This is a genomic window from Actinoplanes sp. G11-F43, from assembly GCF_050589265.1.
Taxonomy (GTDB): Bacteria; Actinomycetota; Actinomycetes; order Mycobacteriales; family Micromonosporaceae; genus Actinoplanes.
In genome coordinates this window covers 152,058-176,534 of record NZ_JBNZCE010000001.1, presented here as the reverse complement: position 1 = coordinate 176,534, position 24,477 = coordinate 152,058, and the positions used below count along the sequence as shown (strand labels likewise).

Here is a 24,477-nt window from a genome sequence, read left to right as displayed (position 1 = left end):
CAGGAGACGCCGACCAACCCGCCCACCCGGCCTGCCCAGCCCGCCCGACCCGCCCAGCGTCACGACACAGAACGTTCTCCCCAGGAGACGCCGACCAACTCGCCTGCCTGCCTGGCCAGGCCAGCCCGGCCAGCCTTGCGAGACAGAACGTTCTTTGCAGAGGATGCCGACCGACCAGCCTGCCCGGCCTCCAGAACGAACAGGTCGCCCCTCGTCGACCAGGCCAGATCGGCGATCCGGGTGAAGCCGGTGGCCCAGACCTCCGGCGCCCGCCCCGGCACCACCCGCCAGATCCGGGCCGCGCCCACCGGAGACGGGAAACCGGTGCGCTCACCCACGTACCAGGCGCCGTCCGGGCCCACCGCCACCGACGACGGCCGCGACTCCATCGGGAACCGGCTCCCCGGCGGCGGCCCGTCCGGAATCCCCGCCGGAAACGCGACCTCCCGCACCGGGAACGTGGCCACCGTCCGAACCCGGCCCCGCGCGGTGACCGCGCGCAGGGCGTTCCCGGCCGGGTCCACCACCAGATAGCCCCGCCCGCCGGGCAGAACAGCGAACCCGCTCCCCACCCCGCTCAACCGTGCCGGGCCACGATGCAGCCCCGCCCCGTCGGTGTAGATCAGCTCACCATCATCGTCGACAGCCACGTCAGCGGGCCCGGACGCATCGGTGCCGGCCGGTGACGCCTCGGACCGGAGCTGCGACACGACCCGCCACTGATGTCCGAAATCGACCACCGTGATGGCACCTGATCGTCCCGCGCAGATCCGGCCGCCGTCCGCTCCCCGACGGCACTCACCGTCCCCGCCGCGGCCGGCCTCGGCGACGTAGAGTTCGCCGCGCGCACCGAACGCCAGCCCACGTGGGTTGTCCAGTCCCCGGGCGACGATCGTCGAGGCTCGGGGATCGTACACAGGAAGGGTCGGTTCCGGTCCCATCGCCGTGGCGCTCACCGTCACCAGGGCAGCACTCAGCAGTCCGAGCATGATCAACTAAACCCCCCGTGTAGTCGATCCCTCAAGGTTTCCCCAGGATCACGGTGGCCCGGTGCACAGAGTCCCTGATCCGATACCTTCGGCGCTTGACTTCTCCCCGCTCTAGAGAACGCGGATTCCGGCGGTTACCCGCCGGGCTTCCTGCTTCTCAGCCCGCTGCCACTTGAACCGCGGGTAGCGTGCCCGCTTGCCCCAGAACGCCACGAACGCGCCTTGCAGATGCCACGGGCACTGCTGGAGCGGAACGCAGGAAACCTCGTTGAGGAAGGCCAGTTCGTCGGTCTTCTTCCAGGCGGTCAGCATGGCGCTGGTGGCGTTGTAGCCGACCCGTTCCTGCCGCAGGCGCCAGGCGGTGGTGCGGGCCTCCAAGGCCAGGTTGTAGACCTTGCGCACCCATCCGAACGTCCGGTTCAGCAGGTCGGCCTGCTCCGGAGTCGGGTAGAAACGGAACCGGAAGGCCCGTTTCACGGCGTGTTCGGACACGCCCGACACGTTAGTACACCTGTTCGACAGGATGTCGCGCGGGGGTGGCTTGTGGACAGACGCCGATTCGCCGCCACGGCGAATCGGCTGCCCCTGACCTGCTCCGCAGGCGTCCGTTTCCTCTCGGCCCTGAAGGCCGAGAGTATCCACGGAGGAATCTGATGACGCGCACCATCACCGGCTTGGTGGCCCGCGCCCGGGACCTCGCCGCCGGCGGGCAGCGGGCCGTGCTCGGGATCGCCGGGCCGCCCGCCGCCGGCAAGACCACCCTCGCCACCGAGCTGGTCACCGCCCTGGCCGCCGCGCCCCCACCGGGTCTCGGGCCGGACTGGGTGGCCCATGTGCCGATGGACGGGTTCCATCTGGCCGACGCCGAACTGCACCGGCTGAAGCTGCGCGACCGCAAGGGCGCCCCGGAGACGTTCGACTCGGCCGGCTACGCCGCCCTGCTGCGCCGGCTGGTCGACGACCAGGACGAGATGATCTACGCGCCCGGGTTCGAGCGAGTCCTGGAACAACCGATCGCCGGCACCATCGGGGTGCCCCGGGCAGCCCGGCTGATCGTCACCGAGGGGAACTATCTGCTGCTCTGGGAGCCGGTCCGGAAACTGCTCGCCGAAGTCTGGTACACCGATCTGGAACGCGGCGAACGGCTCCGCCGGCTGATCGACAGGCACGTGCGGTTCGGCAAGTCACCGGACGCCGCGGTGGCCTGGGCGACCGGCACCGACGAGCGTAACGCCGAGGTGATCGCGGCCACCCGGGACCGTGCTGACCTGGTCGTCCCCTCGGACCTGATCCGTACCCTCGGTTCCTGACCTGTGGGCTGCGTCTCGTTCAGTACGAGGGTGGTCGCCGCGGAGTGGCATGCTTGGCCGCATGTCGGTGGGTGAGGCGGTCGATACCGAACCGCGTAGGCGGGGCCCGCGTGTGGCCCGGTTCGGTGCTGTCCTGGTCGTGGTGATCGCGCTGCTGTTCGGGGTGCCGTGGGCGACCCTGGTGTGGTCCGGCAACGACTGGCCGGTGCCGGTGTTCGTGGCCGGCACGCTGCTGTTCGCGGGTGTGGCCGCCGGATTCCCCTACCTGATGTTCCGTGGCCACGGCGGTCACCGCGACCGCGAGTCCCGGATCGCTGACACCCTGCTCGGCGTCGTCTGGGTGCTGTTCGTCTGGTCGATCATCGGCCAGCTGTTCGGCCTGGCACTGCTCGCCGCCGGTGTCGCCGACCCGGTGCGCTCCCGGGCGGTGTCCGCGTTCGTCGTGGTGGTGTCGATCGTGCTGCTGGCCTGGGGCCATCACGAGGCGATGCGGGTGTCCCGGGTGCGCCGGGTCGACGTGACGATCCCCCGCCTCGGCAAGGGCCTCGACGGCCTGACGGTGGCACTGATCACCGACACCCATTACGGCCCGATCAACCGGGCGAAGTGGTCGCGGGGCGTCACCGAGGTGGTCAACTCGCTGGACGCCGACATCGTCGCGCACACCGGCGACATCGCCGACGGCCTGGTGTCCCAGCGCCTGGAGATGGCCGCCCCGCTCGGTGACATCCGGGCCCGGTTCGCCCGCGTCTACGTGACCGGCAACCACGAGTATCACAGCGGCGCCCAGGGCTGGGTCGAGCACATGGAGCACCTGGGCTGGGAGACCCTGCACAACCGCCACGTCCTGGTCACCCGGGGCGGCGACACCCTGGTGGTGGCCGGCGTCGACGACCGCACCGCCGGCGGCTCGGGCCTGCCCGGCCACCGCACCGACCACGAGGCGGCCCTGTCCGGTGCCGACCCCGACCTGCCGGTCCTGCTGCTGGCCCACCAGCCCCAGCAGATCACCGACGCCGTCCGCCACGGCATCGACCTGCAGCTCTCCGGCCACACTCACGGCGGCCAGATGTGGCCCTTCCACTACCTGGTCCTCACCGACCAGCCGTCTCTGCAGGGCCTGTCCCGCCACAGCGACCGCACCCAGCTCTACACGAGCCGGGGCACCGGCTTCTGGGGCCCACCGTTCCGAATCTTCGCTCCCAGCGAGATCACACTCCTGACACTCCACGCCCCCGGATAGCCATCAGAAGCGCTCTTTCCCCCGGCAGTCTCGGACGACTTGCCTCCGTTTCGAGCTTTCCTCTCGGCGCCCCGGTTACTCGCTGTCAATTCCCTGCGCGCTTTTCCACTTCCCGCCGCGCCCTGGCCGACCATGGACGATTCACCCCCGACTTTCGCACTTTGTGAATCCATTACCTGACGCCGCCTCCGCACGTAACGCCAGTCATGGACCTCAACACCGAGAATCTTGCGATTCCGCGCTGACCAGGAAAACGCAAGGCCTTCTCGGGAGCGGGACTTACCTGCGAGGACTCGGAGGGTCATTCAAAACCCGGTTGGGCGGTTCTGAAGATCTCCAGGGCGGTGACGGTGCGTAACACGTCGGGGAAGTCGGTCATGATCCGGTGGTAGCCGGTTTTGAGGATTTTCCAGTTCTTGAGGTGGCTGATGGCGCGTTCGACGGCGGCGCGGAGCCGGTTGACGCTGTAGTTGTAGGCCTTCTGCTTGTCGGTCAGCTCTGCGCCGGGTGGTTTCCTGTGCGGGGTGATCGGGCCGGTGCCCTGGTAACCGCAGTCGCCGATCATCCCTGGTCCGCCGGTGGCGTAGTGGCCTTTCCAGCGTTGCGCGATGCCGGAGATGTGGAACGCTGCCGCGTCGTGGCGGGCGCCGTTGACCGGGTCACCGACATCGGTGACCCGGCCGTCGAGATCGGCGATTACCTGCACGTTCTGCCCGCACACGTGTTTCTTGCCGGAGAACAGGCCGTCGTAGTGTTCGCGTTCACCGACCGGGGCTACGAACCCGTCGACCAGGACACCCTGGCGCAGGTTCTGCTCCCGGCGCTGGTCGAGTTCGGGACGGGTGACCCAGCGCAGGATCGGCTGCAGGGTCTGGTGATAGCGGGTGATCGTGGCCTGCGAACAGCCGAAGATCTCGCCGAGAACCTCGTCGGACAGGTTGTGCCGCAACCCGAAGAGCACCGCGATCACCGCTGTGGGCAGCGGCAGCACGTGCGGCCTTCCGACCGCCGGCTTCTCCCACTCGACGCCGACGATCTCCCGGACCCGGCCGATCAGGTCGCTCAACCGCTCTTCGGGCAGCCCTGTCATACTGGCGCAGCGCAGCGGCCGGCCCTCGATCAACTTCGTCACACAAGATGATCTATGGGATCCCGGCCGCTGTGTCCATTCCGGACAGCCAACGCCCGGCCAACAACCCAAATCTCACTCAACGTTACATCCATGAGTGTCGACCAGGTTTTGGACGGCTCTCCAGGATGGCCGTCGCGCACGGTATCGCTGATGCGGAGGAGAAACGGCGGCGGGCGGAGCGTAAGCGTGACTGAAAATGACACGGCGCATGGTTGTCCCCCGATGAAGCTCACCGTGCCGCCGGGGTCAGGCAAAGAAACGGCCCGGCGTCGCCGCCGGGCCGTTTCTGTCGGGACTGTTCGTGATCAGCTGATGGCCTGCGGCGCGACCCGGGCCGAGGGGGCCGACGGGACCATCGAGCTGGCCGAGGAGCCGACGACCGCCTCGAGGTACTCGCAAGCCTTCGTGCTGCTCTTGTTGTTGGACTCCAGGCAGATGTCGGTGTTGGCGCCGCCGTCCAGCTTGTCGACCGCGCTGGCCGAGCCGGACGAGATGACCCGGTTGCCGACGACCTTGGGGTGCTCGCCGACCAGCCGGTCGTCGCCGGTGCCGCCGGAGAGGGTGTCGTTGCCGGCGTTGCCGATCACGTAGTCGTTGCCGGCGCCGCCCCAGATCTTGTCGTTGCCCGCGTAACCCTGGATGGTGTCGTTGCCGGCCTCGCCGACGATGGTGTCGTTGCCGGTGCGGCCGTGGATCGAGTCGTTGCCGGTGCCGCCCCAGATCTTGTCGTTGCCGGTGCCGCCGTCGAGCCCGTCGTTGCCGGCCCCGCCCCAGATCTGGTCGTTGCCGGTGCCGCCCCAGATGTTGTCGTTGCCGGTGCTGCCGGTGATCGTGTCGTTGCCGGAGCCGCCGTCGATGTCGTCGTTGCCCGCGCCGCCCCAGATCTTGTCGGCGCCGGAGTCGCCGTAGAGGTCGTCGTTGCCGCCAGCGCCGGTGATCTGGTCGTTGCCGGAGCCGCCCTGCAGCTGGTCGTTGCCGGAACCGCCGACCAGGATGTCGTTGTCGGCGCCACCGTCGGCGAGCATGAAGACGCCGGTGTAGTTCCGGACGTAGTCGTTCTTGTCGCCGAGCGCGACCCAGATCTCCTTGGTCTTGCTCGAGGTCGTGCACTTGACCTTCGTCGAGTCGACCCGCTTGCAGCCCTTGCCGGCCTTGATCGCGGCGACGTCGTCGATGGTGACGGTGCGGCCCGAGATGGTGACCTTGACCTTGTTCACCTTGCCCATCAGAGCGCGGAAGTCGACCGTGTCCCCGTCACGGACCACGGCCAGGCCGGCGGTGGCCGCCTGCGCCGGGGAGGCGAGCAGGGAGGTGGACCCGATCACGGCCGCGGCGGTCGCGCCGAGAGTGGCCAGAGTTCTGCGGTACTTCAGGTTCATGGTGAAACCCCCGTGGAAGGACTGGGTGCAACAGAAAAGGACGGTACCGTTTCGCCGCAACACATTCGCATGGATGTGTGCAGGTCAACAACCCACTTCTGCACCCCATCGCCCAGCCTGGGGTTTCATAACCACCCAGACTCGGGCGACCCCCGACATCTTGCGGATAGCGGAAATAGGGCCGCAATCGAACCCTCGGCCCACAGTGGTCAGACGCAACGACTCCGGCATCGAGGCGGGGTCGACCCCGGCGAGCTGGTCCGGGTCGTTCGCCACCTGCTCACGGAATTTGGCGTACGCCTCCTCGCGAGTCTCCAGGCGCACCCCGTCCCGGGCCGGCAGCCCGTCGAGCGCCCGGTGCACCGCGTCACGCTGGGCCGTCTCGGCGTCCGGGTCGAGGAGCACCGAGACGGTGAATTCGCGCTCCGGGGTGTACCGCCATCCGGAGAACAGCATCGCCGAGGTGGAGGCGACCGAGCCGAGGAGCAAAGCGCCCGCCGCCACCCCGAACAGCCGCAGCCATCCACGGCGGGCCTCGGGTTTCTCGGTTTCGGGCGCCCAGGAGTCGACGTCGAGCACGTCGTCAGTCGGGTGTGGATCGGTCATGATCACCAACGCTATATCAGTGCATCTACATGCCGTTGTCCACAGCGTCACGGAGGGCACTTGAAGGCCATCGCCGGGTCCTTCAGAGTGTTGACGGGATCGGTCACTCGGACACGCGAGGAGGCGTCGCCGTGGATGGCTTCACCAATGATGCAGAGCAGACGGCCTACACCCTGGCTGAGGCGCTCAGCGAGAAGGCAATGTCCTGCATGAAGTATGCGGAGGAGGCGGCCGAGGCGTTCCGGGCCGGCAAGATGGCGATGCGCCGTCAGTTCAAGGCGCGCGGGCTGTCCGAGGCGGAGGCCGACATCCGCTGGGCGGGCACCTCACAGGCGGCCCGGGCGATCGGCGACAACGGCTTCTTCATGTCACAGGCCTCGATGTACAACGCGGCGGCCGCCGCTCAGTATGCGAAGGCGCTCTACCACAAGAGCAAGTGACGCTCAGGCCGCCCGGTGCCGCAGCGTCGCCACCGTCGAGCCGGCGAGGGCGAGCAGGCAGTCCGGCAGGGTCCCGTCGGCGATGGCCGCGCCGAAAAGCGCCTCACCGGTGGGGAAGTCGCCGTTGACATAGGCGCTGACGAACCGTGCCACCCAGCGCTTGTCATACCGCGCGTCGTCGATCCCGGGGAACTCCAGGGTCCACGCGCCACCCGGCGGCACCTGCCCGACCATGGTGGCGGCGAGACACCAGGCGACATCCCAGGCCCCGACGACACCCTCCCGGTCGACCACCGCGTCGAAGGTGTCGGCCACAGCCGTGCTGTCCCCGCTGAGCGCACATTGCAGGACCTGCGCGGCGTCGTCGAATGCGGTCTGTGGTACTTCGGTCACGTCAGAAAAGGTACGTCGGGCGGTCAAGCCACGCATCCTGGTGGACGAGATCCCGCACCACGCGAAGATCAGGCACCGTTTCCGGTCAGGCGCCGCGGAGCAGGCAGGTGATCCGGGCCGTGCACACCCGGTCGCCGGCCTCATCGGTGAGGACCACCTCGTAGGTCGCCACCGCACGGCCCCGGTGCACGGGCGTGGCCACCCCGGTGACAAGGCCGGACCGGGCCGCCTTGTGGTGGGTGGCGTTGATGTCCACGCCGACGGCGAAGGGCCGGTCGACGGTCTGGCCGTGCAGCACCGCCCCGACCGAACCGAGTGTCTCGGCGAGCACGCAGGAGGCACCGCCGTGCAGCAGCCCGTACGGCTGGGTGTTGCCTTCGACAGGCATGATTCCCACAACCCGTTCCGCGGTGGCCTCGGTGATCTCGATGCCCATCCGCTCGGCGAGCGCACCGCCGCCACCGCTGGTGAACAGGTGTTGCTTGCCGTCCTCAGCGATATCCACGTCGGCGTACGTTACGCCGGTCACGGGCGACGACCAGCGACAACCATCACAGGTTCGGGGACTGATCGATTGAACCGCTGGGTACAGACCGGTCGTACCGGCCGGTACGACCGGCTGACGAGAGGAGCACCATGAGCGAGCCGCAGAGCACCGAGGCCCCCGAGGTGGTCGAGACCCGGGGTGACGAGCGCGTCGACCTGCTCACCAGTGACGCCAACGGCGACGGCAAGGTCGACGTGTGGGTGTCGGACACCGACGGCGACGGCAAGCCCGATCTCTACCAGTTCGACACCGACGGCGACGGCAAGGTCGACGTCACCATGGTCGACCTGGACGAGGACGGCACCCCGGACCTGGTCGTCAACGGCGACGGTGGACTCCCCCCGGCGGCGACCGTCTGATCAGGCGGTACCGAGCGCGGACAGCGCCACCCAGAGCACCGCGAGGGCCAGAGCCGCGGTGCCGACCGTGGAGGCGGTGTGCCGCCAGGATCGCGCGCCCTCGACCGCCTCGGGATAGCCCAGGGCGGCGAGGGTGGCCCGGTGCCGCCGCACCCGGTCGGCGCAGGCTCCGGCGCCGTCCGACCCGCGGCTGAGCTCGACGGCGAGTCCGGCCTGGGCGCGCTGGAGCCGGCGTACCGCAAGCTTGGCCTCCCGGCCCGCGCTGGCCGCGGCGTGCCGGCGGGCCGCACCCCGGCGCGAACCGGATCCGAGGGCCCGCAGTTCGCTCTCGGTGATCAGGCCGGGGTCCCGGACGGTGGCCAGGATCCCCACGTAGTACGCCGCCTCCCGGTCGTGCGCGCGGCGCACCAGGTAGAGGACCAGCAGCAGGGGCGGCAGGCCTTTGAGGAGCAGGATCGCCAGGACGGCCGGCACGCTGTCGCCGAAGCTGTCCCGCAGGATCGGCGAGTTCCACAGCGAGTGCGACGCCCAGGCGCCGAACAGGGCGAGGCCGGCCACCGCCACCCGGCGCCGGCGACTGCGCTCGCGCCGCACCACCAGATAGCCGATCCCGGCGCCGGCCAGCGCGCCGAACAGGGTGTGGCTCCAGATGCCGGCGAGGAAGCCGCGCACCAGGAACGTGGTGATCACCGGCTGCACCCGGTCGCCGAGGCCGGCCTGCTGCACCGCGCCGATCGCGAAGACCACGTTCTCGACGATCTGGAAGCCGAGGCCGACCAGGGCGCCGTAGACGATGCCGTCGAGCACGCTGTTCACCTGGGTACGGGCGATCAGCACGATGGCCACCACACCGAGGGTCTTGGCGATCTCCTCGACGGTGGGCCCGGCCAGTGCGGCACCCCACTCGGCGGCCAGGTCGGGGGAGCCGAGTTTGGCGATCAGGTTGTCCAGGGCGGTGCTGCCGGGGATGGAGACGCTGGTCGCGACCAGGCCGCCCCAGGCGAAGGCGAGCACCCGCAGTCCGGCCGGCTCGCGTTCCAGGAAGTCGAGTTCGGCGAGCAGGAGCCAGAACGGGACGGCGAACAGCCCGAACATCACGATCGCGGTGAGGGTGGCGAGCGGGAAGGACCCGAAGAACAGGGCGGCGATCTGGGCGATACGGACCGCGCCCACCACGAGCAGGACGATCACGATCCAGAAGGCGGGCTGACGGAGGTACGGGACCGCTCGGGGCGCGCCGGGGCGCACCGCCTCGCTCATCGGCTGGTCTCGTATCGCAGGGTGCGGGTGCTGGCGTCGATGACCGGCAGGAGGGACGTCAGGTCGCCGTCGTCCCCGCTGACCATGACCTCGATGATCGAGCCCTGGGCGACGAAGACGGCATAGCGGCCGTCCCGGTCGCCGGCGGTGTAGCCGCCCTGGATCCCGGCGAGGCCGCCGGCGGTGGAGACGGCGAGCTGGGTGCCGGTGATCTGGTGGCCGGAGATGCCGGTGATGCGCTGGCGCAGCCGGACCGCGGCGGCGGTCAGGTCGCCGGCGAAGGGCCCGACCTCGATGGTGTAGCGGACCTGGCCGACCCGGAAGAGGACGGTGCCGCGGTCGTCGCCGGGCCGGGTGCCGGTGACGTCGAGGGTGGCGCCGGGCGGCGGCACCACGGTGATTCCGGCGCCGACCCGGTAGGGCTCGCCGGACGCGACGGGTTGCTCAGCCGGCACGGCCCGGTCCAGCACGGGCAGACCCCAGGCGAGAAAGGCCAGGATCGATGCCAGCACGAGTGCGATGGGAAGACCGAGTGTGCCGGGAAGATCGGTGAGTTGACGCCGAGTGACCCTCCCCATCCGTCCACGCTAACGGCGGTTACCCGCCGTTGTCCGGCGAACTACTGGCCGCCCACAGTGGAGGGAGGATCAACCTGGCAGATTACGGATTTGTCCGTTTTATCGAAAGGTGCAGTGGTGGTACGAACGAGGTGAGCCATACCCCGTTGTCACTGCGCTGGAAGAGGTGTCCGGCCTCGGCCATCTCCCCCGCCGCGACCCGGAAGACCATCACGTCCGGCGAGCGCCGGCGCCCGACGGTCAGCGCGGTCGGCACATCCGCCGACAGGTGCACATGGCTCCGGCTCCGAGGCCGCAGGCCCTCCCGCAGGATCGCCTCACTGTTCGCCCGCGGAGTGCCGTGGAACAACTCGGCCGGCGGTGGGGTGGGCGGCAGATCGAGGTCCACCCCGACCCGGCGCGAATGCCCCTGGCTGGCCCGGATCCGGTCGACACCGTCCGGCCCGGTGCTGATCGCGAAGCGCGACTTGTCGTTGGTCTCGACCACGTGGTCGAGCTGGGCCCGGGTCATCCCCAAGGCCTCGATCAGATCGGTGACCGGCACCCAGCCGTTCGGGTCGAGGGTCAGGCCGGCGGTCTCCGGCCGGTGCCGCAGCACCAGGGACATCCGTTTACTGAGACGGACGTGGTCAGCTGTCATCCGGTGAACTCCATCACCGCAAGGTAGTACGGGCGATCCCGGTCGTCGATCGATTTCAGCCGCCACGCGGTGCCCGCCAGCAGCGCCTCCAGCTCGGCGGCCGAGCAGTTCAGATAGTCGAACCAGTCGGTGGCCAGCTCCCGGTACCGCAGCCGGAGCCGCAACTGCCCGCCCAGCCGCCCCCGGGCCCGGTTGTCCCGGTGATAGGCGACGTGCAGCGGGTCGGTGGTGCCGTACGGATCGGTGCCCTGCGCGATGATCCGCGCCCCGGGGGCCGCCAGTCTCGCCAGCGCGGCCAGCAGGACCGGCGCCCGCTCCGGGCCCTCCAGCAGGCCGAGGTTGTTGCCGAGCAGCAGGAAGGTGTCGTACCGGACGGTCGCCCGGGCGAACTCGTCCACCGTGGCGAGCACCGTGTCGCGCACCCCGCGTTTGCGGGCCACCTCGATCGCGCCCAGCGAGGTGTCCAGGGCGGTCACCGCCATCTGCCGGTTCTGGAGTTCGATCGCGGCCCGCCCGGCGCCGGTGCCGATGTCGAGCACCCGGCCCCGGCAGAGGCCCACGGCGCGGTGGTCGAACGGCCGCCAGTCGGCCGGCTCACTCAGGTAGTGATCGGCGGGAGCCCCGTTGATCAGGCCGTCGTCCCGTTCGATCACCTCGATCACCGGTCGCGGCCAGCGCCCGCCGGCCAGCGGCCGCGGTCCCACTCCGGTGTGCACCGCCCAGGCGTCGCGGATCATCTCGCCGAAAGCGTCGCCGACGGTCGGTGGAGTCATGGTCAATACTCTTTAGGCATGACCGCACTGGAGCAACTCGGGTCGGAGAAATACGTCCTTCTCACCACATTCCGCCGCGACGGCCGGGCGGTCCCCACCCCACTCTGGGTCGTCCCCGACGGGGCCGGGCTCGGCTTCTGGACGGTGGCGGGCAGCGGCAAGCTCAAGCGGATCCGCAACAGCGGGCGGGTCACCGTGGCGCCCTGCGACATGCGCGGCAATCCCACCGGCGGCGAACCGGTCGAAGCCACCGCGCGGATCGGCGACGGGGCCGATCTCCAGCGGGTCCGCGCCGGGATCCGGAAGAAGTACGGCCTGGTCGGCACCCTGACGCTGCTCGGCAGCCGGCTGCGCCGCGGCAACGACGGAACGGTCGCGGTCCTGGTCGAATGATCACCCACTAGAGAGACAGAAGGGCACCGGCAGTTGCCGGCGCCCTCTGTGCTCGTTTGATCATTCGAAAGCTCGTCTGATCATTGAAGAAACGAAGAAGGGGCGATCGCCTTCCCCAGCGCTCGCCCCTCACAACGACTTCCGGTCGACTTGGTCAGTCGCCCTGGCGCTGCGTGGGGATCTGCCCCTGCAGCAGGGCGCGGACCTCCGACTCCCGGTAGCGACGGTGGCCACCCAGCGTGCGAATTGCGCTGAGCTTTCCCGCCTTCGCCCACCGGGTAACGGTCTTCGGGTCGACACGGAACATCGACGCCACCTCGGCCGGCGTTAGTAGCGGCTCGGGATCGTGCGTACGCGATGCCATCGGTCACTCCTCCACATGTGCCTAAAAAACATCGGCCGGGGTCCCGCCGGCCGGTGCGTCTCTCATGGTCCGGCTAGTCCCCGATGTCCGACATGGGCCGAACGGACGAACGTCCCCAGATAGACGGATGAAGCATGCCCGATTTTTGCGCGTTTTCTACGCCAGATAGTGCCTTGTTTAGTCCGATTATCACGCTTCGCCGGTCACTGATTACGAAGAGTGTTCACTTCGGGAGCGTTCCCACGGACCGCAAATCGTACGCGTCTGTCCCATTTCCGCAGGTCAGTTGCCTCGCTCGAGAAGCTGAACGAGACGCCACCGCGCCACCAGCTTCTCGTAGGCCTCGCTAGCTGACTCAGCGTCACCGCGAGAAAGTGCCGAAAGTCCGGCTGCCACCAATCCGGGGGAATCGTCCTCGGAGAGTTTGTCCTCCGGCAGGAGGTTGACGAGGCCGCCGTAGTCCAACTCGACCACCGACCGTGGGTGGAACTCCTCCAGCCACCGGGCGCCCTCCTCGACCGCCTCGGTGATCGGGGCGTCACCCAGCGCCTTGCGCAGCACCGAGACCGCCCGGTGCGCCCGGCGGCGCGACTTGGAGATCTCGGTGCGATAGCGCAGCACCCGCCGGCGGCCGGTCAGCGCGATCTCCCGCTCCTCCAGGTCGACGAAGGCGAACCAGCGCAGCGGCACCCCCCACGTGGCGATCTGCTCGTGCACCCGGGGCACACCCTGCTCCAGGACCTTGGCGCCGCTGCGCCAGTCCTCCACCACCGCCTTGGCCTGACCGGCCAGCACCGGCGGCACGAACGCGTCGGCCAGCACCGCGGGCACCCCGTCCCGGGCGCTCAGCGCCGCCTCGGCCACCCGCAGCCGCAGGTTCCACGGGCAGACCAGCACCGAGCCGTCCCACTCCAGCACGTAGGCCTCGTCGGGCAGGTCGGGCAGCCGGGTCCAGCCGGCGCCGAGCGCCTCCAGGACCGCGGTGCGCTGCCGGGCGGGACCCTCGACCAGGCCCAGGTCACGGCCCTCGCGCGCGTAGTCACGCCAGAAGACCTGGCGCTCCCGGTCGAAGGCGGTCAGGGGTTCGTAAACCCGTAGGTACGACGCGAACAGTGACGGCACGGCGCGAGTCTTTCACGAATCCGGCCGGGTGGAACTTCCCGCGCGGACGTAATCGGCGCGCCATTCGCCAGACCGTGCAAGGCATAGGCTCGGCATACCCGGCTCCACCCTTGCCGGATCATGGCCCCACGAAGGCCACGCAACAGATCAGGAGAGTTGAACATGGACGTGTTCGACGGCAACGAGCACGAACAGGTCGTCTTCTGCCAGGACCGGGCCACCGGTCTCAAGGCGATCATCGGCATCTACTCGACGGCACTGGGCCCCGCGCTCGGCGGCACCCGGTTCTATCCGTACGAGAGCGAGGCGGCCGCCCTCGCCGACGTGCTGAAGCTGTCCCGCGGCATGGCCTACAAGAACGCGATGGCCGGACTGGACCTCGGTGGTGGCAAGGGGGTCATCTGGGGCGACCCGGAGCGGCTCAAGAGCGAGGCACTGCTGCGGGCGTACGGCCGGTTCGTCGAATCCCTCAAGGGCCGCTACTACACCGCGTGTGACGTCGGCACCTATGTGCCGGACATGGACATGGTGGCCCGGGAGACCCGGTACGCCACCGGCCGCAGTGTCGAGCACGGTGGCGCCGGCGACTCCTCGGTGCTCACCGCCTGGGGCGTCTTCCAGGGCATGCGGGCCGCGGCCGAGCACACCTGGGGCGCCCCGTCGCTGCGCGGCCGCACGGTCGGCATCTCCGGCCTGGGCAAGGTCGGCAAATACCTGGCCGGCCATCTGCTGGAGGACGGCGCGACGGTGCTCGCCACCGACGTCAGCGAGGCCGCCCGGACCTGGGCCCGGACCACCCACCCGCAGATCGAGCTGGTCGCCGACACCACCGCGCTGATCACCTCCGACATCGACGTCTACGCCCCGTGCGCGCTGGGCGGCGCGCTGAATGACGAGACGGTGCCGGCACTGCGCGCCAAGGTGGTCACCGGTGGCGCCAACAACCAGCTGGCCCACGCCGGGATCGGCAAGCTGCTGGAGGACCACGGCATCCTCTACACCCCGGACTACGTGGTGAACGCCGGCGGTGTGATCCAGGTGGCCGACGAGATCCACGGCTTCGACTTCGCGCGGGCCAAGCTGCGGGCGACCGGGATCTTCGAGACCACCCGGCGGATCCTGGCGCTGGCCGGGGACGAGGGGGTGCCGCCCGCGATCGCCGCGGACCGGCTCGCCGAGCGGCGGATGGCCGACGTCGGCCGGCTCCGGTCCATCCATCTCGGCTGACGTCTCGGAGTGCCTGCCGCGCGCCGCCCGGAAAGGTCAACCGCGACGCGCGGCAGTGTCACACGCAACCCGAGGTGCCGAACTAGGCATCGTCCATGTACCGTAAGACCCACGAGAGATGCCTGACGTCATCGGGGCCCAGCCTTCGGGCTGCCCCGAATTCTGTGCGAGGGGGTCGAGCCATGGGGCGCGGCCGTGCTAAGGCCAAGCAGACGAAGGTGGCCCGGGAGTTGAAGTATCACTCCCCGAACACCGACCTCACCGCCTTGCAGCGCGAATTGGCGGGTACAACCCACCAACCGAACCGTCATTTCGACGACGACAACGAAGAGTTCGTCGACGATGACGAGGACGACGCTGCGGAGGATCAGGACACCTGGAACGACCAGGACTCCTGGTCGCCTTCAAGGCGGCGCTGACCCCGTTTCGTACAGAGCACGCGGGCTCACCGCGTGCTCCCGTGTGTCACGTGGTCACGATTCCTACGGTTGATTACGGCTGATGCCCACGCGGGCGGCGTGCATGCTCCGCGTGGGCTTCGACCGGTCCCTCGCTTCAGCGTGGGCGGTTGTTCCAGTTGTAGAACGTGGGAATGTTCTCGAAGTGGTTCCAGGCGCACACCGCCGTGCCTCCATCCCGAGGCGACTCGCCGGCGCGCTGCTGCCTGGCCTCCTCCGCCTCCGCGATGAGCGCGGCCAGCCCGGCACGAGTGTCGTGCACCCGTGCCGTCACCGGATCCGTCTCCACGCCGTCAGACAGCCGTGGCTTCGTGATCTCGGGCATGATCCAGCACTCCCTCCAATAGGCGAATCTTGCTGTTCCGGCAGTGGTTCGTCTCGGTGCCGTCGAACCTGCCGTGTTCGAAGTAGCGGTTGGCCGCGTGCGCGCCACCGCAGAACCCGAAGTAGGGGCACGTGCTGCGGCAGGCCTCTATCCCCCGCAGGAACTCCGCTATCCACGGCGTGCCGTCCGCAGCCGCGAGGATCTCGGGCAGCGGCGTGGTGAGCACGTTGCCACTGGTGAAGTCGCCGTACCGCGGATCGTGGAAGCCGGCCAGCTCGGGCGAGAGCAGCACCACCGAGCCGTCATGGGCGATCGTCGGGATCGGGTCCATCCGCCGCGGCAGCAGCTCGTCGGCGGTGCCGTCCAGGACCGCCGCCGCATAACGCAGCGACCACTCGATCTCGCGCAGATGGATCCGGGGATCGCGACGCCACGCGGTGACCAGCTCGGCCCAGAACCCGCTCACCATCGCCGGGTCGTGCCGGTTGAGCCGGGTGTTGACGCCCTCGGTCTCCTCCATGTTGATGCCGAGCACCTCACAGCCCAGGCCGAGGAAATACTCGTACAGCTCGGTGGCGACGCCGGGGCGCGGATCGCCGACCACGCACAGGGTGGAGAACGGGATGCCGTGCTCGCGCAGCCGGCCGATCCCCCGCGCGATCAGGTCGTAGGCGGGCTTCCCCGCCCAGTCGACCCGGTCGCCGTTGCGCTCCCGGGGGCCGTCCACGCTGACGCTGACCCGCACGTCGTGCTCGGCGAAGAACGCGCACCACGCGTCGTCGATCAGGGTGGCGTTGGTCTGCACGTGATGCTCCACGCCGGCACCGAACGGCGCAAGGAGGGCGGCGAGATGGGCGCGTCCGGCGGCGAGCGGTTCGCCGCCGTGCCACACCACCGAGAACCTGCCGGTACGGGCGAAGCCGGCCACCTGCGCGGCCACCGCCTCGGCGACGGCGACCGGCATCCTCCGGTTCTCCCGGCGGAACGGCAGGTAACAGTAGTCACAGGCCAGGTTGCAGAGGGTGGTGGGCTGCATGACCACATATCCGGGATCCGGCGCGACGCCCCGCATCCCAGTCCACGCGACCGCCATGGTCATCCACGCTCCCGTCCGGCACTCGGCTCAGGTCAGGCTAGGCCCCACAGTCCACCGCAAAGCGAAAAGATCCGCATGTGCCGGACATCGACACACACGGATCATTTCATGCGCGGACGGTCAGCCGCGTGTGTAGGACCCCATCATCTGCACGTCGCCGTTGCCCTCGACGACCTCGCCGACCTGCCAGGCCTCGATGCCACGGCCGGTCAGGTAGGCCATCGCCCGGTCCGCGTCATCGGAGGAGACGACGGCGAACATGCCGACGCCCATGTTGAAGGTGGCCTCCATCTCCGTGTCCTCGATCCGGCCCTTGGCCTGGATCAGGTCGAAGATCGGCTGCGGGCGCCAGGTGGAGCGGTCCACCACGGCGTCCATGTTGGCGGGCAGCACCCGGTTCAGGTTGCCGGGGATACCACCGCCGGTGACGTGCGAGAACGCCCGGACGTCGGTCTCCTCGATCAGGCCCAGGCAGTCCTTGGCGTAGATCTTGGTGGGGGTGAGCAGCTCCTCGCCCAGGGTGCGCTGGGTGCCGAAGTCGTCGACCACGGTGTCCAGGCGCATCCGGCCGGCGCCCAGCAGCACGTGCCGGACCAGCGAGTAACCGTTGGAGTGCAGACCGGACGAGCGCATCGCGATGACCGCGTCACCCAGCTCGACCCGCTCCTTGCCGAGAATCTCGCTCTCCTCGACCACACCCACGCCGGTGGCGGAGACGTCGTACTCGTCCGGGCGCAGCACACCCGGGTGCTCGGCGGTCTCGCCACCGAGCAGGGCGCAGCCGGCGTACCGGCAACCGTCGGCGATACCGGCGCCGATCTCGGCCACCTTGTCCGGGACGACCTCGCCACAGGCGATGTAGTCGAGCAGGAACAGCGGCTCGGCGCCACAGGCCACCAGGTCGTCGACGACCATCGCGACCAGGTCGATGCCGATGGTGTCGTGGATGTCGAGCTGCTGGGCGATCACCAGCTTGGTGCCGACACCGTCGGTGGACGAGGCCAGGATCGGGCTCTTGTACTTCGCGGTGTTCAGCCGGAACAGGCCGGAGAAGCCGCCCAGGTCACCGATCACCTCGGGCCGGGTGGTCTTCTTCACCTTCGACTTGAGCAGCTCGACGGCACGGTCACCGGCCTCGATGGAGACACCCGCGGCCGCGTACGTGGCCGAGCGCTTGCGCGCTCCGCGTCCTGAGCCGGCCGTCCAAGGCTGACGGTCGCCTCCCTCGGCGCCGTTCGATCCGGCACTACTGCGCTCGGACACGTGCGTCACGGTTCTCCCCTTAGCGGTTCTGTGTAACTGAAGGTCACGGGTGGTGCAGCGCGGTCGCGCCGCCGGGACTGCCGACCAGCGGCTCCGATGCCGACAGGTCTTCGTCGTAGTCCGACTCGAGGTCGGCGACGGCGGCGGTGGCCGTCTCAGGGGTGGCGCCCGGCATCGAGGCCCGGCGGCCCACACCCTCCAGGACATGCTTCCCGATCAGGTCCTCGGTCGGGAGCTTGATCGGGTACTCGCCGTCGAAACAGGCCATGCAGAGCCGGGACTTCGGCTGCTCGGTGGCCTGGACCAGGTTGTCCAGCGAGACGTAGCCGAGGCTGTCGGCGCCGATCGAGCGACGGATGCCGTCGATCTCCAGGCCGTTGGCGATCAGCTCGGCCCGGGTGGCGAAGTCGATGCCGTAGAAGCACGGCCACTTCACCGGCGGCGACGAGATCCGGACGTGGATCTCCAGAGCGCCCGCCTCGCGCAGCATCCGGATCTGGGCCCGCTGGGTGTTGCCGCGGACGATCGAGTCGTCGATCACCACGATCCGCTTGCCGCGGACCACCTCGCGCAGCGGGTTCAGCTTCAGCCGGATGCCGAGCTGGCGGATGGTCTGCGACGGCTGGATGAAGGTCCGGCCGACGTAGGCGTTCTTCATGAAACCGGCGCTGTACGGGATGCCGGAGGCCTCGGCGTACCCGATGGCGGCCGGGATGCCGGACTCCGGCACACCGATCACCAGATCGGCCTCGACCGGATGCTCCTTGGCCAGCTTGCGGCCGACCTCGACCCGGGCCGAGTAGATGTTGCGCCCGGCGATCGTGGTGTCCGGGCGAGCGAGGTACACATACTCGAAGAGGCAGCCCTTGGGCTCGGGGGCCGCGAAGCGGCTGGACCGCAGGCCGTGCTCGTCGATCGCGATGATCTCGCCCGGCTCGACCTCGCGGACGAAACTGGCGCCGGTGATGTCCAGCGCGGCGGTCTCGCTGGCGACCACCCAGCCGCGCTCCATCCGGCCCAGCACCAGCGGGCGGACGCCCTGCGGGTCACGGGCGGCGTAGAGGGTGTGCTCGTCCATGAAGACGAAGCTGAAGGCGCCCCGCAGGGTGGGCAGCAGCTCCAGCGCGGCGGCCTCGACCGAGAGATCGGGGCGGCCGGCGAGCAGCGTGGTCACCAGAGCCGTGTCGGATGTGGCGTCGCCCACTTCCAGACCGCGGTCGGCGACCTCCTTGGCGAGGTCGGCCGTGTTGACCAGGTTGCCGTTGTGGGCTAGGGCGATGGTCGTCCCGGCCGGGGTGGCACGGATGGTGGGCTGCGCGTTCTCCCAGTTCGAGCCACCGGTGGTGGAGTAGCGCGCGTGGCCGATCGCGAGGTGGCCGCGGAGGCTCGCCAGCGTCGGCTCGTCGAACACCTGGGAAACCAGGCCGATGTCCTTGTAGACCACTACGCCGGAGCCGTCGCTGACCGCGATGCCGGCGGCTTCCTGCCCCCGGTGCTGCAGTGCGTAGAGCCCGAAGTAGGTGAGTTTGGCGACCTCTTCTTCGGGGGCCCAGACGCCGAAGACGCCACAGGCGTCCTGGGGGCCGCGCTCCTGGGGGTCGAGATCGTCGGTCAACAGGCCGTCGCCTCGGGGCACCTGTTCGCTCCCTCAATGTCGGGGTCTGCACGAACCCCTTGACTAGGCGGTCCGTCCGACCGCCCAGTGTACGCGAGCCCGCGGGACGGCCACCTGGCTCGTCACCCGGGCTGATCGCCGGTCAGCGGGAGGTACTCGCTGAGATCGGTACGGATTCCGCTGGCCCGAACCCGGCCGTCGTGCACCGCGTCGCCCCACGCCAGGCGGCCGGTGGCCACCAGCAGCCAGGTCATCGGATCCGTTTCGACCACATTGGGCGGTGTGCCTCTCGTGTGCCGCGGGCCGGGGACGCACTGAATCGCACCGAAAGGTGGAATTCGCACCTCCACCGAACGGCCAGGCGCTCGGTGGGACAACTCGGTCAGCAGTGCTCGCACGGCGTCACGGAGTACCGCACGACTGGGTTCGGCGCCCGTGTCGAGCGCGTCCAACGCCTCGGCGACCGACTCGGATTTATTGTGCGCAGGAGACATAGCGGGACGATACGACCTGCTCCACAAAGAACGGCACACCGCCCTGGGTCGCGCGAGTGACGTGCGACAAGGCATAGTTGCCGACTGGTGTACACGTCGCGGGATCCACCGGACATCGAAGGAACCGGGGACCGCGCGACCGGAAGGCGGTGGACGTGACAACGCACCTACGTGCCCGGACGGCCCAGGCCGGTGCGTTCCTGGCACTGGTGGCCGGGTTGGTGGCAATCAATCCAGCAGCTGCTCTGGCGGCTCCAGGAGTGCAGATCAACAGGGTGTCGGAGAGAAATGTCGCGTCCGGCTCTACTGTAACCATTAGCTACACCGTTAGTAACCAGGGGGAGGCCCCTGCTGACGGAGACAACCTCATCGAGATCGAGGTCTCCGCGAACAACGGTGGTTCGTGCAGCAGCAACTGCACACCGAGCCAGTCGATCACCAACCCGCAGGGGTTCGACTCGTCCGTCACCATGCCGACCGTGGCCGCCGGCCAGTCCCGGCAGGTGACCATCACGATCGCCGCCCAGGGCAAGAACGCCGCGGGCGAGCCGGCGACCGACTCGAAGTCGACGACCATCACCGTGAAGGGACCGGACGCGCCGACCAACGTGCGGCAGGTCTCCGGGCGGGTCAAGGACGACGGCGGCGACGGCGTCTCCGGCGTCCGGGTCGTGATGCGCGACAGCGCCGGCAAGCAGTTCAACACCTCGACCAACGGCAGTGGCGGCTACGCCTTCTCGTCGTCCGACGCCAACCCGATCGCGGCCGGCAGCATCAGGATCGCCGCGGCCAAGGACGGCTACGAGTCCGCGTCGGCGCAGGTCCAGGGCGGCGTGGGCCAGACCGTGAACGTCCCCCTCACGATCAAGAAGGTCGTCGCCCCGAGCCCCTCGGCGTCCGCCTCCGCGAGCGCCTCGGCCAGCCCGTCGGCGACCGAGGAGGAGACCGAGGAGGAGCCGACCGACGAGGAGACCGGGGTCAACCTCCCGGACACCAACGAGGCGGCCAGCAACTCCGAGGACGAGGGCAGCAACTGGCTGCTCATCATCATGGGCGTCCTGCTCGTCGCGGCCGGCATCGGCGCGATGGTGCTGGTCTGGCTGCGCCGCAAGAACGCCAAGCCGGGCGACGGCTCGAACACCGGCATGACCCCGGTCGTCCCGGGCGGCGGTGGCGGCGGTGCCGGTGGCGGTTTCGACCAGACCCGGGTGGCCGCGCCGGTCGGCGGCGGCCGCGGCAACGACGCCACGATGATCGCCCCGGCGGCCGGCATGGGTGGCGGCATGGGCGGTGGCGGCAGCCTGGGCGACGCGCCCACGGTGATCCACCGGCCGGCCGAGGACGAGTTCCCGGATCCGTACGGGGCTCCGCTCCCGGCCAACGGCGGCTTCGTCGGCCAGAACGATCAGTGGGGCAACCAGCCCGCCGGGAACGGCTACGGCGACGACAACTACGCCGGAGGCACCCAGCCCTACGGCCAGCAGGGTGGCGGCGGCTACGGCGGCGCTCAGGGCGGCTACAGCGGTGGGGGCACCCAGCGCTACGACGAGGGTACGAACATGTACCAGCCGGAGCAGCCGCAGGTCCCGCACCAGCAGCAGCGTTACGACGAGGCCACCGGCATGTACCAGCCCGAGCAGGGCAACGGCGGGTACGGCAACGGTGGCTACGAGCAGGGCGGCTACGACCAGCAGGGTTACGGCCAGCCGGGTTACGGCCAGCAGCAGGGCTACGACCAGGGCGGCTGGGACCAGGGCCACCAACAGGGCGGCTGGGACAACGGTCAGCAGCAGGGCTACGACCAGGGCGACTGGGACAACAACGGCCAGCAGCAGGGTCAGGGCGGCTACGGCCAGCAGCGCCCGCCGCAGCAGCAGGGCGGCGGCTGGGACGACGACCAGCAGGGCTACGACCAGCGTGGTGGGTCGTACGGCAACAACGGCCAGAACCGCAACTGGAACGGCTGACCGCGAGCACCGACAACGAGAAGGGCCCCCGCTCACATCGAGCGGGGGCCCTTCTCGTATGCGTCAGTCCTGCGGCGTGATGGGGCCGCCAGGGGTCTGCGGGTTCAGCTCCAGCGTGATCGACTGGACCTTCTCGGTGGTCACCGGCTCGGCGGCCGACTCGGCCTCGGCGTTCCGGTTGACCAGCTCGGCGGTCCCGCCGAAGAGGTCACGCAGGGTCGACGACCAGGCCGTGCGCACCTCGTCCAGCGGGATGCTGAACTGGCCCTCGACCTGCAGCACCGACTCCTCGGTGGTGACCCCGATCGGGGTGACCGGCACGCCGTGCTCGGCCGCCAGGGCCAGGAACGCCTTGTCGTGGCCACGGGGCACGACGACCACGGCACGACCCGCGGACTCGCTGAACAGGTGCACGAAGGCCGAGTTGCCGTCCTCCGGGAGGGTCACCTTCGCGCCCACCTCGTGGCGCAGCGTGCTCTCCACCAGCACCTGGGCCAGACCACCGTCGGACAGGTCGTGCGCGGCACTGACCAGACCCGACTTGGAGGCCTGCGCCATCACCTTGCCGAGCGCCTGCTCAGCGGCCAGGTCGACCTTCGGCGGCCGGCCACCGAGGTGGTTGTGGGTCACCCAGGCCCACTCCGAACCGGAGAGCTCCACGCGGGTCTCACCGAGCAGGAAGAGCAGGTCACCGGCCGGCTTCGCGGGCTTCGGGAAGCCCATCGGGATGCGGCGGGCCACATCGTCGAAGATGCCGAGCACGCCGACCACCGGGGTGGGGTGGATCGCCGCGGCGCCGGTCTGGTTGTAGAAGCTGACGTTGCCACCGGTGACCGGGGTGCCCAGCTCCAGGCAGCCGTCGGCGAGAGCCTTACAGGCCTCGGAGAACTGCCACATGACCGTCGGGTCCTCGGGGGAACCGAAGTTGAGGCAGTCGGTCACCGCGATCGGCTCGGCACCGGTGACGGCGACGTTGCGGTACGACTCGGCGAGCGCGAGCTTGGCACCCTCGTACGGGTCGAGACGGGCGAACCGTCCGTTGCCGTCGACCGAGAGCGCCACACCCAGGCCGGTCTCCTCGTCGATCCGGAGCACACCGGAGTCCTCCGGCTGGGCCAGCACCGTGTTGCCGAGCACGTACCGGTCGTACTGCTCGGTCACCCAGGTCTTGTCGCACAGGTTCGGCGAGCCGGCCATCCGCAGCAGGGTCTCCCGCAGCTCGTCGCCGGTGCTGGGCCGGGGCAGGGTCTCGGCCCGGTCGGCCTGCAGCAGCATGACGTCGTTCGGCTCCCGGAACGGCCGGTTGTAGACCGGGCCGTCGTCGGCGAGCGAGCCGGGCGGCACGTCCACCACGACGTGGTCGTTCCAGGTGATCAGCAGACGGCCGGGGGTGCCGTCCTCGGCGGCCGCGGTCACCTCGCCGATCGCGGTGGCCCAGACGCCCCACTTCTCGGCGACCTTGAGCACCTCGTCCAGGTTCTCCGGCGTGACGATCAGGAGCATCCGCTCCTGCGACTCGCTGGCCAGGATCTCGGTCGGCGACATCGAGGCCTCGCGCAGCGGAACCCGCTCCAGCCAGACCCGCATGCCGGTGCCCGCCGCGGCGGCGGTCTCGGTGAGCGCGCAGGTGAGGCCGGCGCCACCGAGGTCCTGGATGCCGGAGACCAGACCGGCGTCGTACAGCTCCAGGCAGCTCTCGATCAGCAGTTTCTCCATGAACGGGTCGCCGACCTGCACCGACGGGCGGCGCTGCTCGGCCTCCTCGTCGAAGGTCGCCGACGCCAGCACGGAGACACCGCCGATGCCGTCCCGGCCGGTCCGCGCACCGAGCAGCACGACGATGTTGCCGGTGCCGGTGGCCTCCTTCTTCTGGAGGCGCTCGACCGGCAGGACGCCGATGCTGAGCGCGTTGACCAGCGGGTTGCCCTGGTAACACGGGTCGAAGACGATCTCGCCGCCGATGTTGGGCAGGCCCAGGCAGTTGCCGTAGCCGCCGATGCCGGCCACCACGCCGGGCAGCACCCGCGCGGTGTCCGGGTGGTCGTGCGCACCGAAGCGCAGCGGGTCCATCACCGCGATCGGCCGGGCGCCCATCGCCAGGATGTCGCGGACGATGCCGCCGACACCGGTCGCCGCACCCTGGTAGGGCTCGACGTAGCTGGGGTGGTTGTGCGACTCGACCTTGAAGGTGACCGCGATCTTGTCGGAGATCTGCACCACACCGGCGTTCTCGCCGATACCGGCCAGCATCCGGGTGTTCTTCGGGGCCTTCTCACTGAACTGCTTGAGATGCACCTTGCTCGACTTGTAGGAGCAGTGCTCGCTCCACATGATCGAATACATCGCCAGTTCGGACGCGGTCGGCCGGCGGCCCAGGATCTCCCGGATCTTGGCGTACTCGTCGTCCTTCAGGCCCAACTCGGCGAAGGGCTGCAACTCGTCCGGAGACTTCTCCGCCCGCTCCACGGTGTCCGGCTCGTCGGAGCCGGTGGCGAGCACGTCGG

The 24,477-nt window shown here is 69.5% G+C and carries 27 protein-coding genes; 8 read left to right on the top strand and 19 right to left on the bottom strand.

Features of this window, described 5'->3' with window-relative positions; translation table 11 throughout:
* Window positions 1-59: 59 nt before the first annotated feature.
* Window positions 60-989, bottom strand: coding sequence for a ScyD/ScyE family protein (locus tag ACQ0O7_RS00865; RefSeq protein ID WP_430779755.1), 930 nt, complete (start codon window positions 987-989; stop codon window positions 60-62).
* A gap of 111 nt (window positions 990-1,100) precedes the next feature.
* Window positions 1,101-1,481 carry a helix-turn-helix domain-containing protein gene (locus tag ACQ0O7_RS00860; protein ID WP_430779754.1) on the bottom strand — a complete coding sequence of 127 codons (381 nt, stop codon included), beginning with the start codon at window positions 1,479-1,481 and terminating at the stop codon, window positions 1,101-1,103.
* A gap of 161 nt (window positions 1,482-1,642) precedes the next feature.
* Here ACQ0O7_RS00860 and ACQ0O7_RS00855 point away from each other — a divergent pair, with 161 nt between their 5' ends.
* Both ACQ0O7_RS00855 and ACQ0O7_RS00850 read left to right on the top strand, forming a co-directional pair.
* A complete protein-coding gene (locus ACQ0O7_RS00855; protein WP_430779753.1) occupies window positions 1,643-2,299 on the top strand; it encodes a nucleoside/nucleotide kinase family protein in 657 nt (218 codons plus the stop codon).
* Window positions 2,300-2,360: 61 nt separating this feature from the next.
* The gene (locus tag ACQ0O7_RS00850; protein WP_430779752.1) at window positions 2,361-3,542 is read left to right on the top strand and encodes a metallophosphoesterase; all 1,182 of its coding nucleotides are present in this window, start codon (window positions 2,361-2,363) and stop codon (window positions 3,540-3,542) included.
* Between the two features lie 301 nt (window positions 3,543-3,843).
* Here the strand turns inward: ACQ0O7_RS00850 and ACQ0O7_RS00845 are convergent, their stop codons facing one another.
* The 3 genes from ACQ0O7_RS00845 to ACQ0O7_RS00835 all read right to left on the bottom strand — a co-directional run bounded on the left by ACQ0O7_RS00845 (window position 3,844) and on the right by ACQ0O7_RS00835 (window position 6,659).
* Window positions 3,844-4,674: a transposase family protein gene (locus tag ACQ0O7_RS00845; protein WP_430779751.1), complete on the bottom strand. Its 831-nt coding sequence runs from the start codon at window positions 4,672-4,674 to the stop codon at window positions 3,844-3,846.
* Window positions 4,675-4,979: 305 nt separating this feature from the next.
* A complete protein-coding gene (locus ACQ0O7_RS00840) occupies window positions 4,980-6,053 on the bottom strand; it encodes a calcium-binding protein (RefSeq protein ID WP_430779750.1) in 1,074 nt (357 codons plus the stop codon).
* An 84-nt stretch (window positions 6,054-6,137) separates the two neighbouring features.
* Complete coding sequence (locus ACQ0O7_RS00835) at window positions 6,138-6,659, bottom strand: permease-like cell division protein FtsX (RefSeq protein WP_430779749.1); 522 nt, start codon at window positions 6,657-6,659, stop codon at window positions 6,138-6,140.
* 131 nt (window positions 6,660-6,790) lie between these two features.
* Here ACQ0O7_RS00835 and ACQ0O7_RS00830 point away from each other — a divergent pair, with 131 nt between their 5' ends.
* A complete protein-coding gene (locus ACQ0O7_RS00830; protein ID WP_430779748.1) occupies window positions 6,791-7,099 on the top strand; it encodes a hypothetical protein in 309 nt (102 codons plus the stop codon).
* 3 nt (window positions 7,100-7,102) lie between these two features.
* Here ACQ0O7_RS00830 and ACQ0O7_RS00825 read toward each other — a convergent pair whose 3' ends face one another.
* Window positions 7,103-7,492: a hypothetical protein gene (locus ACQ0O7_RS00825; RefSeq protein ID WP_430779747.1), complete on the bottom strand. Its 390-nt coding sequence runs from the start codon at window positions 7,490-7,492 to the stop codon at window positions 7,103-7,105.
* Window positions 7,493-7,577: 85 nt separating this feature from the next.
* Window positions 7,578-7,928: a hotdog fold thioesterase gene (locus tag ACQ0O7_RS00820; protein ID WP_092557957.1), complete on the bottom strand. Its 351-nt coding sequence runs from the start codon at window positions 7,926-7,928 to the stop codon at window positions 7,578-7,580.
* 200 nt (window positions 7,929-8,128) lie between these two features.
* Between ACQ0O7_RS00820 and ACQ0O7_RS00815 the strand changes: the two genes are divergently transcribed.
* Window positions 8,129-8,398, top strand: a complete 270-nt coding sequence (locus tag ACQ0O7_RS00815) for a hypothetical protein (protein ID WP_430779746.1) — start codon at window positions 8,129-8,131, stop codon at window positions 8,396-8,398.
* On the opposite strand, the gene ACQ0O7_RS00810 is transcribed toward ACQ0O7_RS00815, so the two are convergent.
* The 4 genes from ACQ0O7_RS00810 to ACQ0O7_RS00795 form a co-directional block, all read right to left on the bottom strand.
* Window positions 8,399-9,658, bottom strand: a complete 1,260-nt coding sequence (locus tag ACQ0O7_RS00810) for a PrsW family intramembrane metalloprotease (RefSeq protein ID WP_430779745.1) — start codon at window positions 9,656-9,658, stop codon at window positions 8,399-8,401.
* On the bottom strand, window positions 9,655-10,236 hold the full coding sequence (locus ACQ0O7_RS00805) for a hypothetical protein (protein ID WP_430779744.1): 582 nt from the start codon (window positions 10,234-10,236) through the stop codon (window positions 9,655-9,657). The genes ACQ0O7_RS00810 and ACQ0O7_RS00805 overlap by 4 nt, the downstream gene beginning before the upstream one ends.
* Window positions 10,237-10,318: 82 nt before the next feature.
* Window positions 10,319-10,876 carry an RNA 2'-phosphotransferase gene (locus ACQ0O7_RS00800; RefSeq protein WP_430779743.1) on the bottom strand — a complete coding sequence of 186 codons (558 nt, stop codon included), beginning with the start codon at window positions 10,874-10,876 and terminating at the stop codon, window positions 10,319-10,321.
* A complete protein-coding gene (locus tag ACQ0O7_RS00795; protein ID WP_430779742.1) occupies window positions 10,873-11,649 on the bottom strand; it encodes a class I SAM-dependent methyltransferase in 777 nt (258 codons plus the stop codon). The genes ACQ0O7_RS00800 and ACQ0O7_RS00795 overlap by 4 nt, the downstream gene beginning before the upstream one ends.
* 18 nt (window positions 11,650-11,667) lie before the next feature.
* Between ACQ0O7_RS00795 and ACQ0O7_RS00790 the strand changes: the two genes are divergently transcribed.
* A complete protein-coding gene (locus ACQ0O7_RS00790) occupies window positions 11,668-12,042 on the top strand; it encodes a PPOX class F420-dependent oxidoreductase (protein WP_430779741.1) in 375 nt (124 codons plus the stop codon).
* Window positions 12,043-12,196: 154 nt separating this feature from the next.
* On the opposite strand, the gene ACQ0O7_RS00785 is transcribed toward ACQ0O7_RS00790, so the two are convergent.
* The gene (locus ACQ0O7_RS00785) at window positions 12,197-12,406 is read right to left on the bottom strand and encodes a BldC family transcriptional regulator (RefSeq protein ID WP_014687221.1); all 210 of its coding nucleotides are present in this window, start codon (window positions 12,404-12,406) and stop codon (window positions 12,197-12,199) included.
* A 282-nt stretch (window positions 12,407-12,688) separates the two neighbouring features.
* On the bottom strand, window positions 12,689-13,528 hold the full coding sequence (locus ACQ0O7_RS00780) for a hypothetical protein (protein WP_430779740.1): 840 nt from the start codon (window positions 13,526-13,528) through the stop codon (window positions 12,689-12,691).
* Window positions 13,529-13,690: 162 nt separating this feature from the next.
* Between ACQ0O7_RS00780 and ACQ0O7_RS00775 the strand changes: the two genes are divergently transcribed.
* A complete protein-coding gene (locus ACQ0O7_RS00775) occupies window positions 13,691-14,755 on the top strand; it encodes a Glu/Leu/Phe/Val family dehydrogenase (RefSeq protein WP_430779739.1) in 1,065 nt (354 codons plus the stop codon).
* Between the two features lie 182 nt (window positions 14,756-14,937).
* Window positions 14,938-15,174, top strand: coding sequence for a DUF3073 domain-containing protein (locus ACQ0O7_RS00770; RefSeq protein ID WP_430779738.1), 237 nt, complete (start codon window positions 14,938-14,940; stop codon window positions 15,172-15,174).
* 136 nt (window positions 15,175-15,310) lie between these two features.
* Here ACQ0O7_RS00770 and amcA read toward each other — a convergent pair whose 3' ends face one another.
* The 5 genes from amcA to ACQ0O7_RS00745 all read right to left on the bottom strand — a co-directional run bounded on the left by amcA (window position 15,311) and on the right by ACQ0O7_RS00745 (window position 20,006).
* On the bottom strand, window positions 15,311-15,538 hold the full coding sequence (amcA, locus tag ACQ0O7_RS00765; RefSeq protein WP_430779737.1) for a multiple cyclophane-containing RiPP AmcA: 228 nt from the start codon (window positions 15,536-15,538) through the stop codon (window positions 15,311-15,313).
* Complete coding sequence (gene amcB / locus ACQ0O7_RS00760) at window positions 15,507-16,610, bottom strand: cyclophane-forming radical SAM peptide maturase AmcB (protein ID WP_430779764.1); 1,104 nt, start codon at window positions 16,608-16,610, stop codon at window positions 15,507-15,509. The genes amcA and amcB overlap by 32 nt, the downstream gene beginning before the upstream one ends.
* Window positions 16,611-16,754: 144 nt before the next feature.
* Window positions 16,755-17,906: a phosphoribosylformylglycinamidine cyclo-ligase gene (purM, locus tag ACQ0O7_RS00755; protein ID WP_430779736.1), complete on the bottom strand. Its 1,152-nt coding sequence runs from the start codon at window positions 17,904-17,906 to the stop codon at window positions 16,755-16,757.
* Window positions 17,907-17,940: 34 nt separating this feature from the next.
* Complete coding sequence (purF, locus tag ACQ0O7_RS00750; protein WP_430779735.1) at window positions 17,941-19,533, bottom strand: amidophosphoribosyltransferase; 1,593 nt, start codon at window positions 19,531-19,533, stop codon at window positions 17,941-17,943.
* 101 nt (window positions 19,534-19,634) lie between these two features.
* On the bottom strand, window positions 19,635-20,006 hold the full coding sequence (locus tag ACQ0O7_RS00745) for a sterol carrier family protein (protein ID WP_430779734.1): 372 nt from the start codon (window positions 20,004-20,006) through the stop codon (window positions 19,635-19,637).
* A 155-nt stretch (window positions 20,007-20,161) separates the two neighbouring features.
* Between ACQ0O7_RS00745 and ACQ0O7_RS00740 the strand changes: the two genes are divergently transcribed.
* The gene (locus tag ACQ0O7_RS00740) at window positions 20,162-21,973 is read left to right on the top strand and encodes a carboxypeptidase regulatory-like domain-containing protein (protein WP_430779733.1); all 1,812 of its coding nucleotides are present in this window, start codon (window positions 20,162-20,164) and stop codon (window positions 21,971-21,973) included.
* Between the two features lie 63 nt (window positions 21,974-22,036).
* On the opposite strand, the gene purL is transcribed toward ACQ0O7_RS00740, so the two are convergent.
* Window positions 22,037-24,472, bottom strand: a complete 2,436-nt coding sequence (gene purL, locus ACQ0O7_RS00735) for a phosphoribosylformylglycinamidine synthase subunit PurL (RefSeq protein WP_430779763.1) — start codon at window positions 24,470-24,472, stop codon at window positions 22,037-22,039.
* Window positions 24,473-24,477 lie beyond the last annotated feature (5 nt).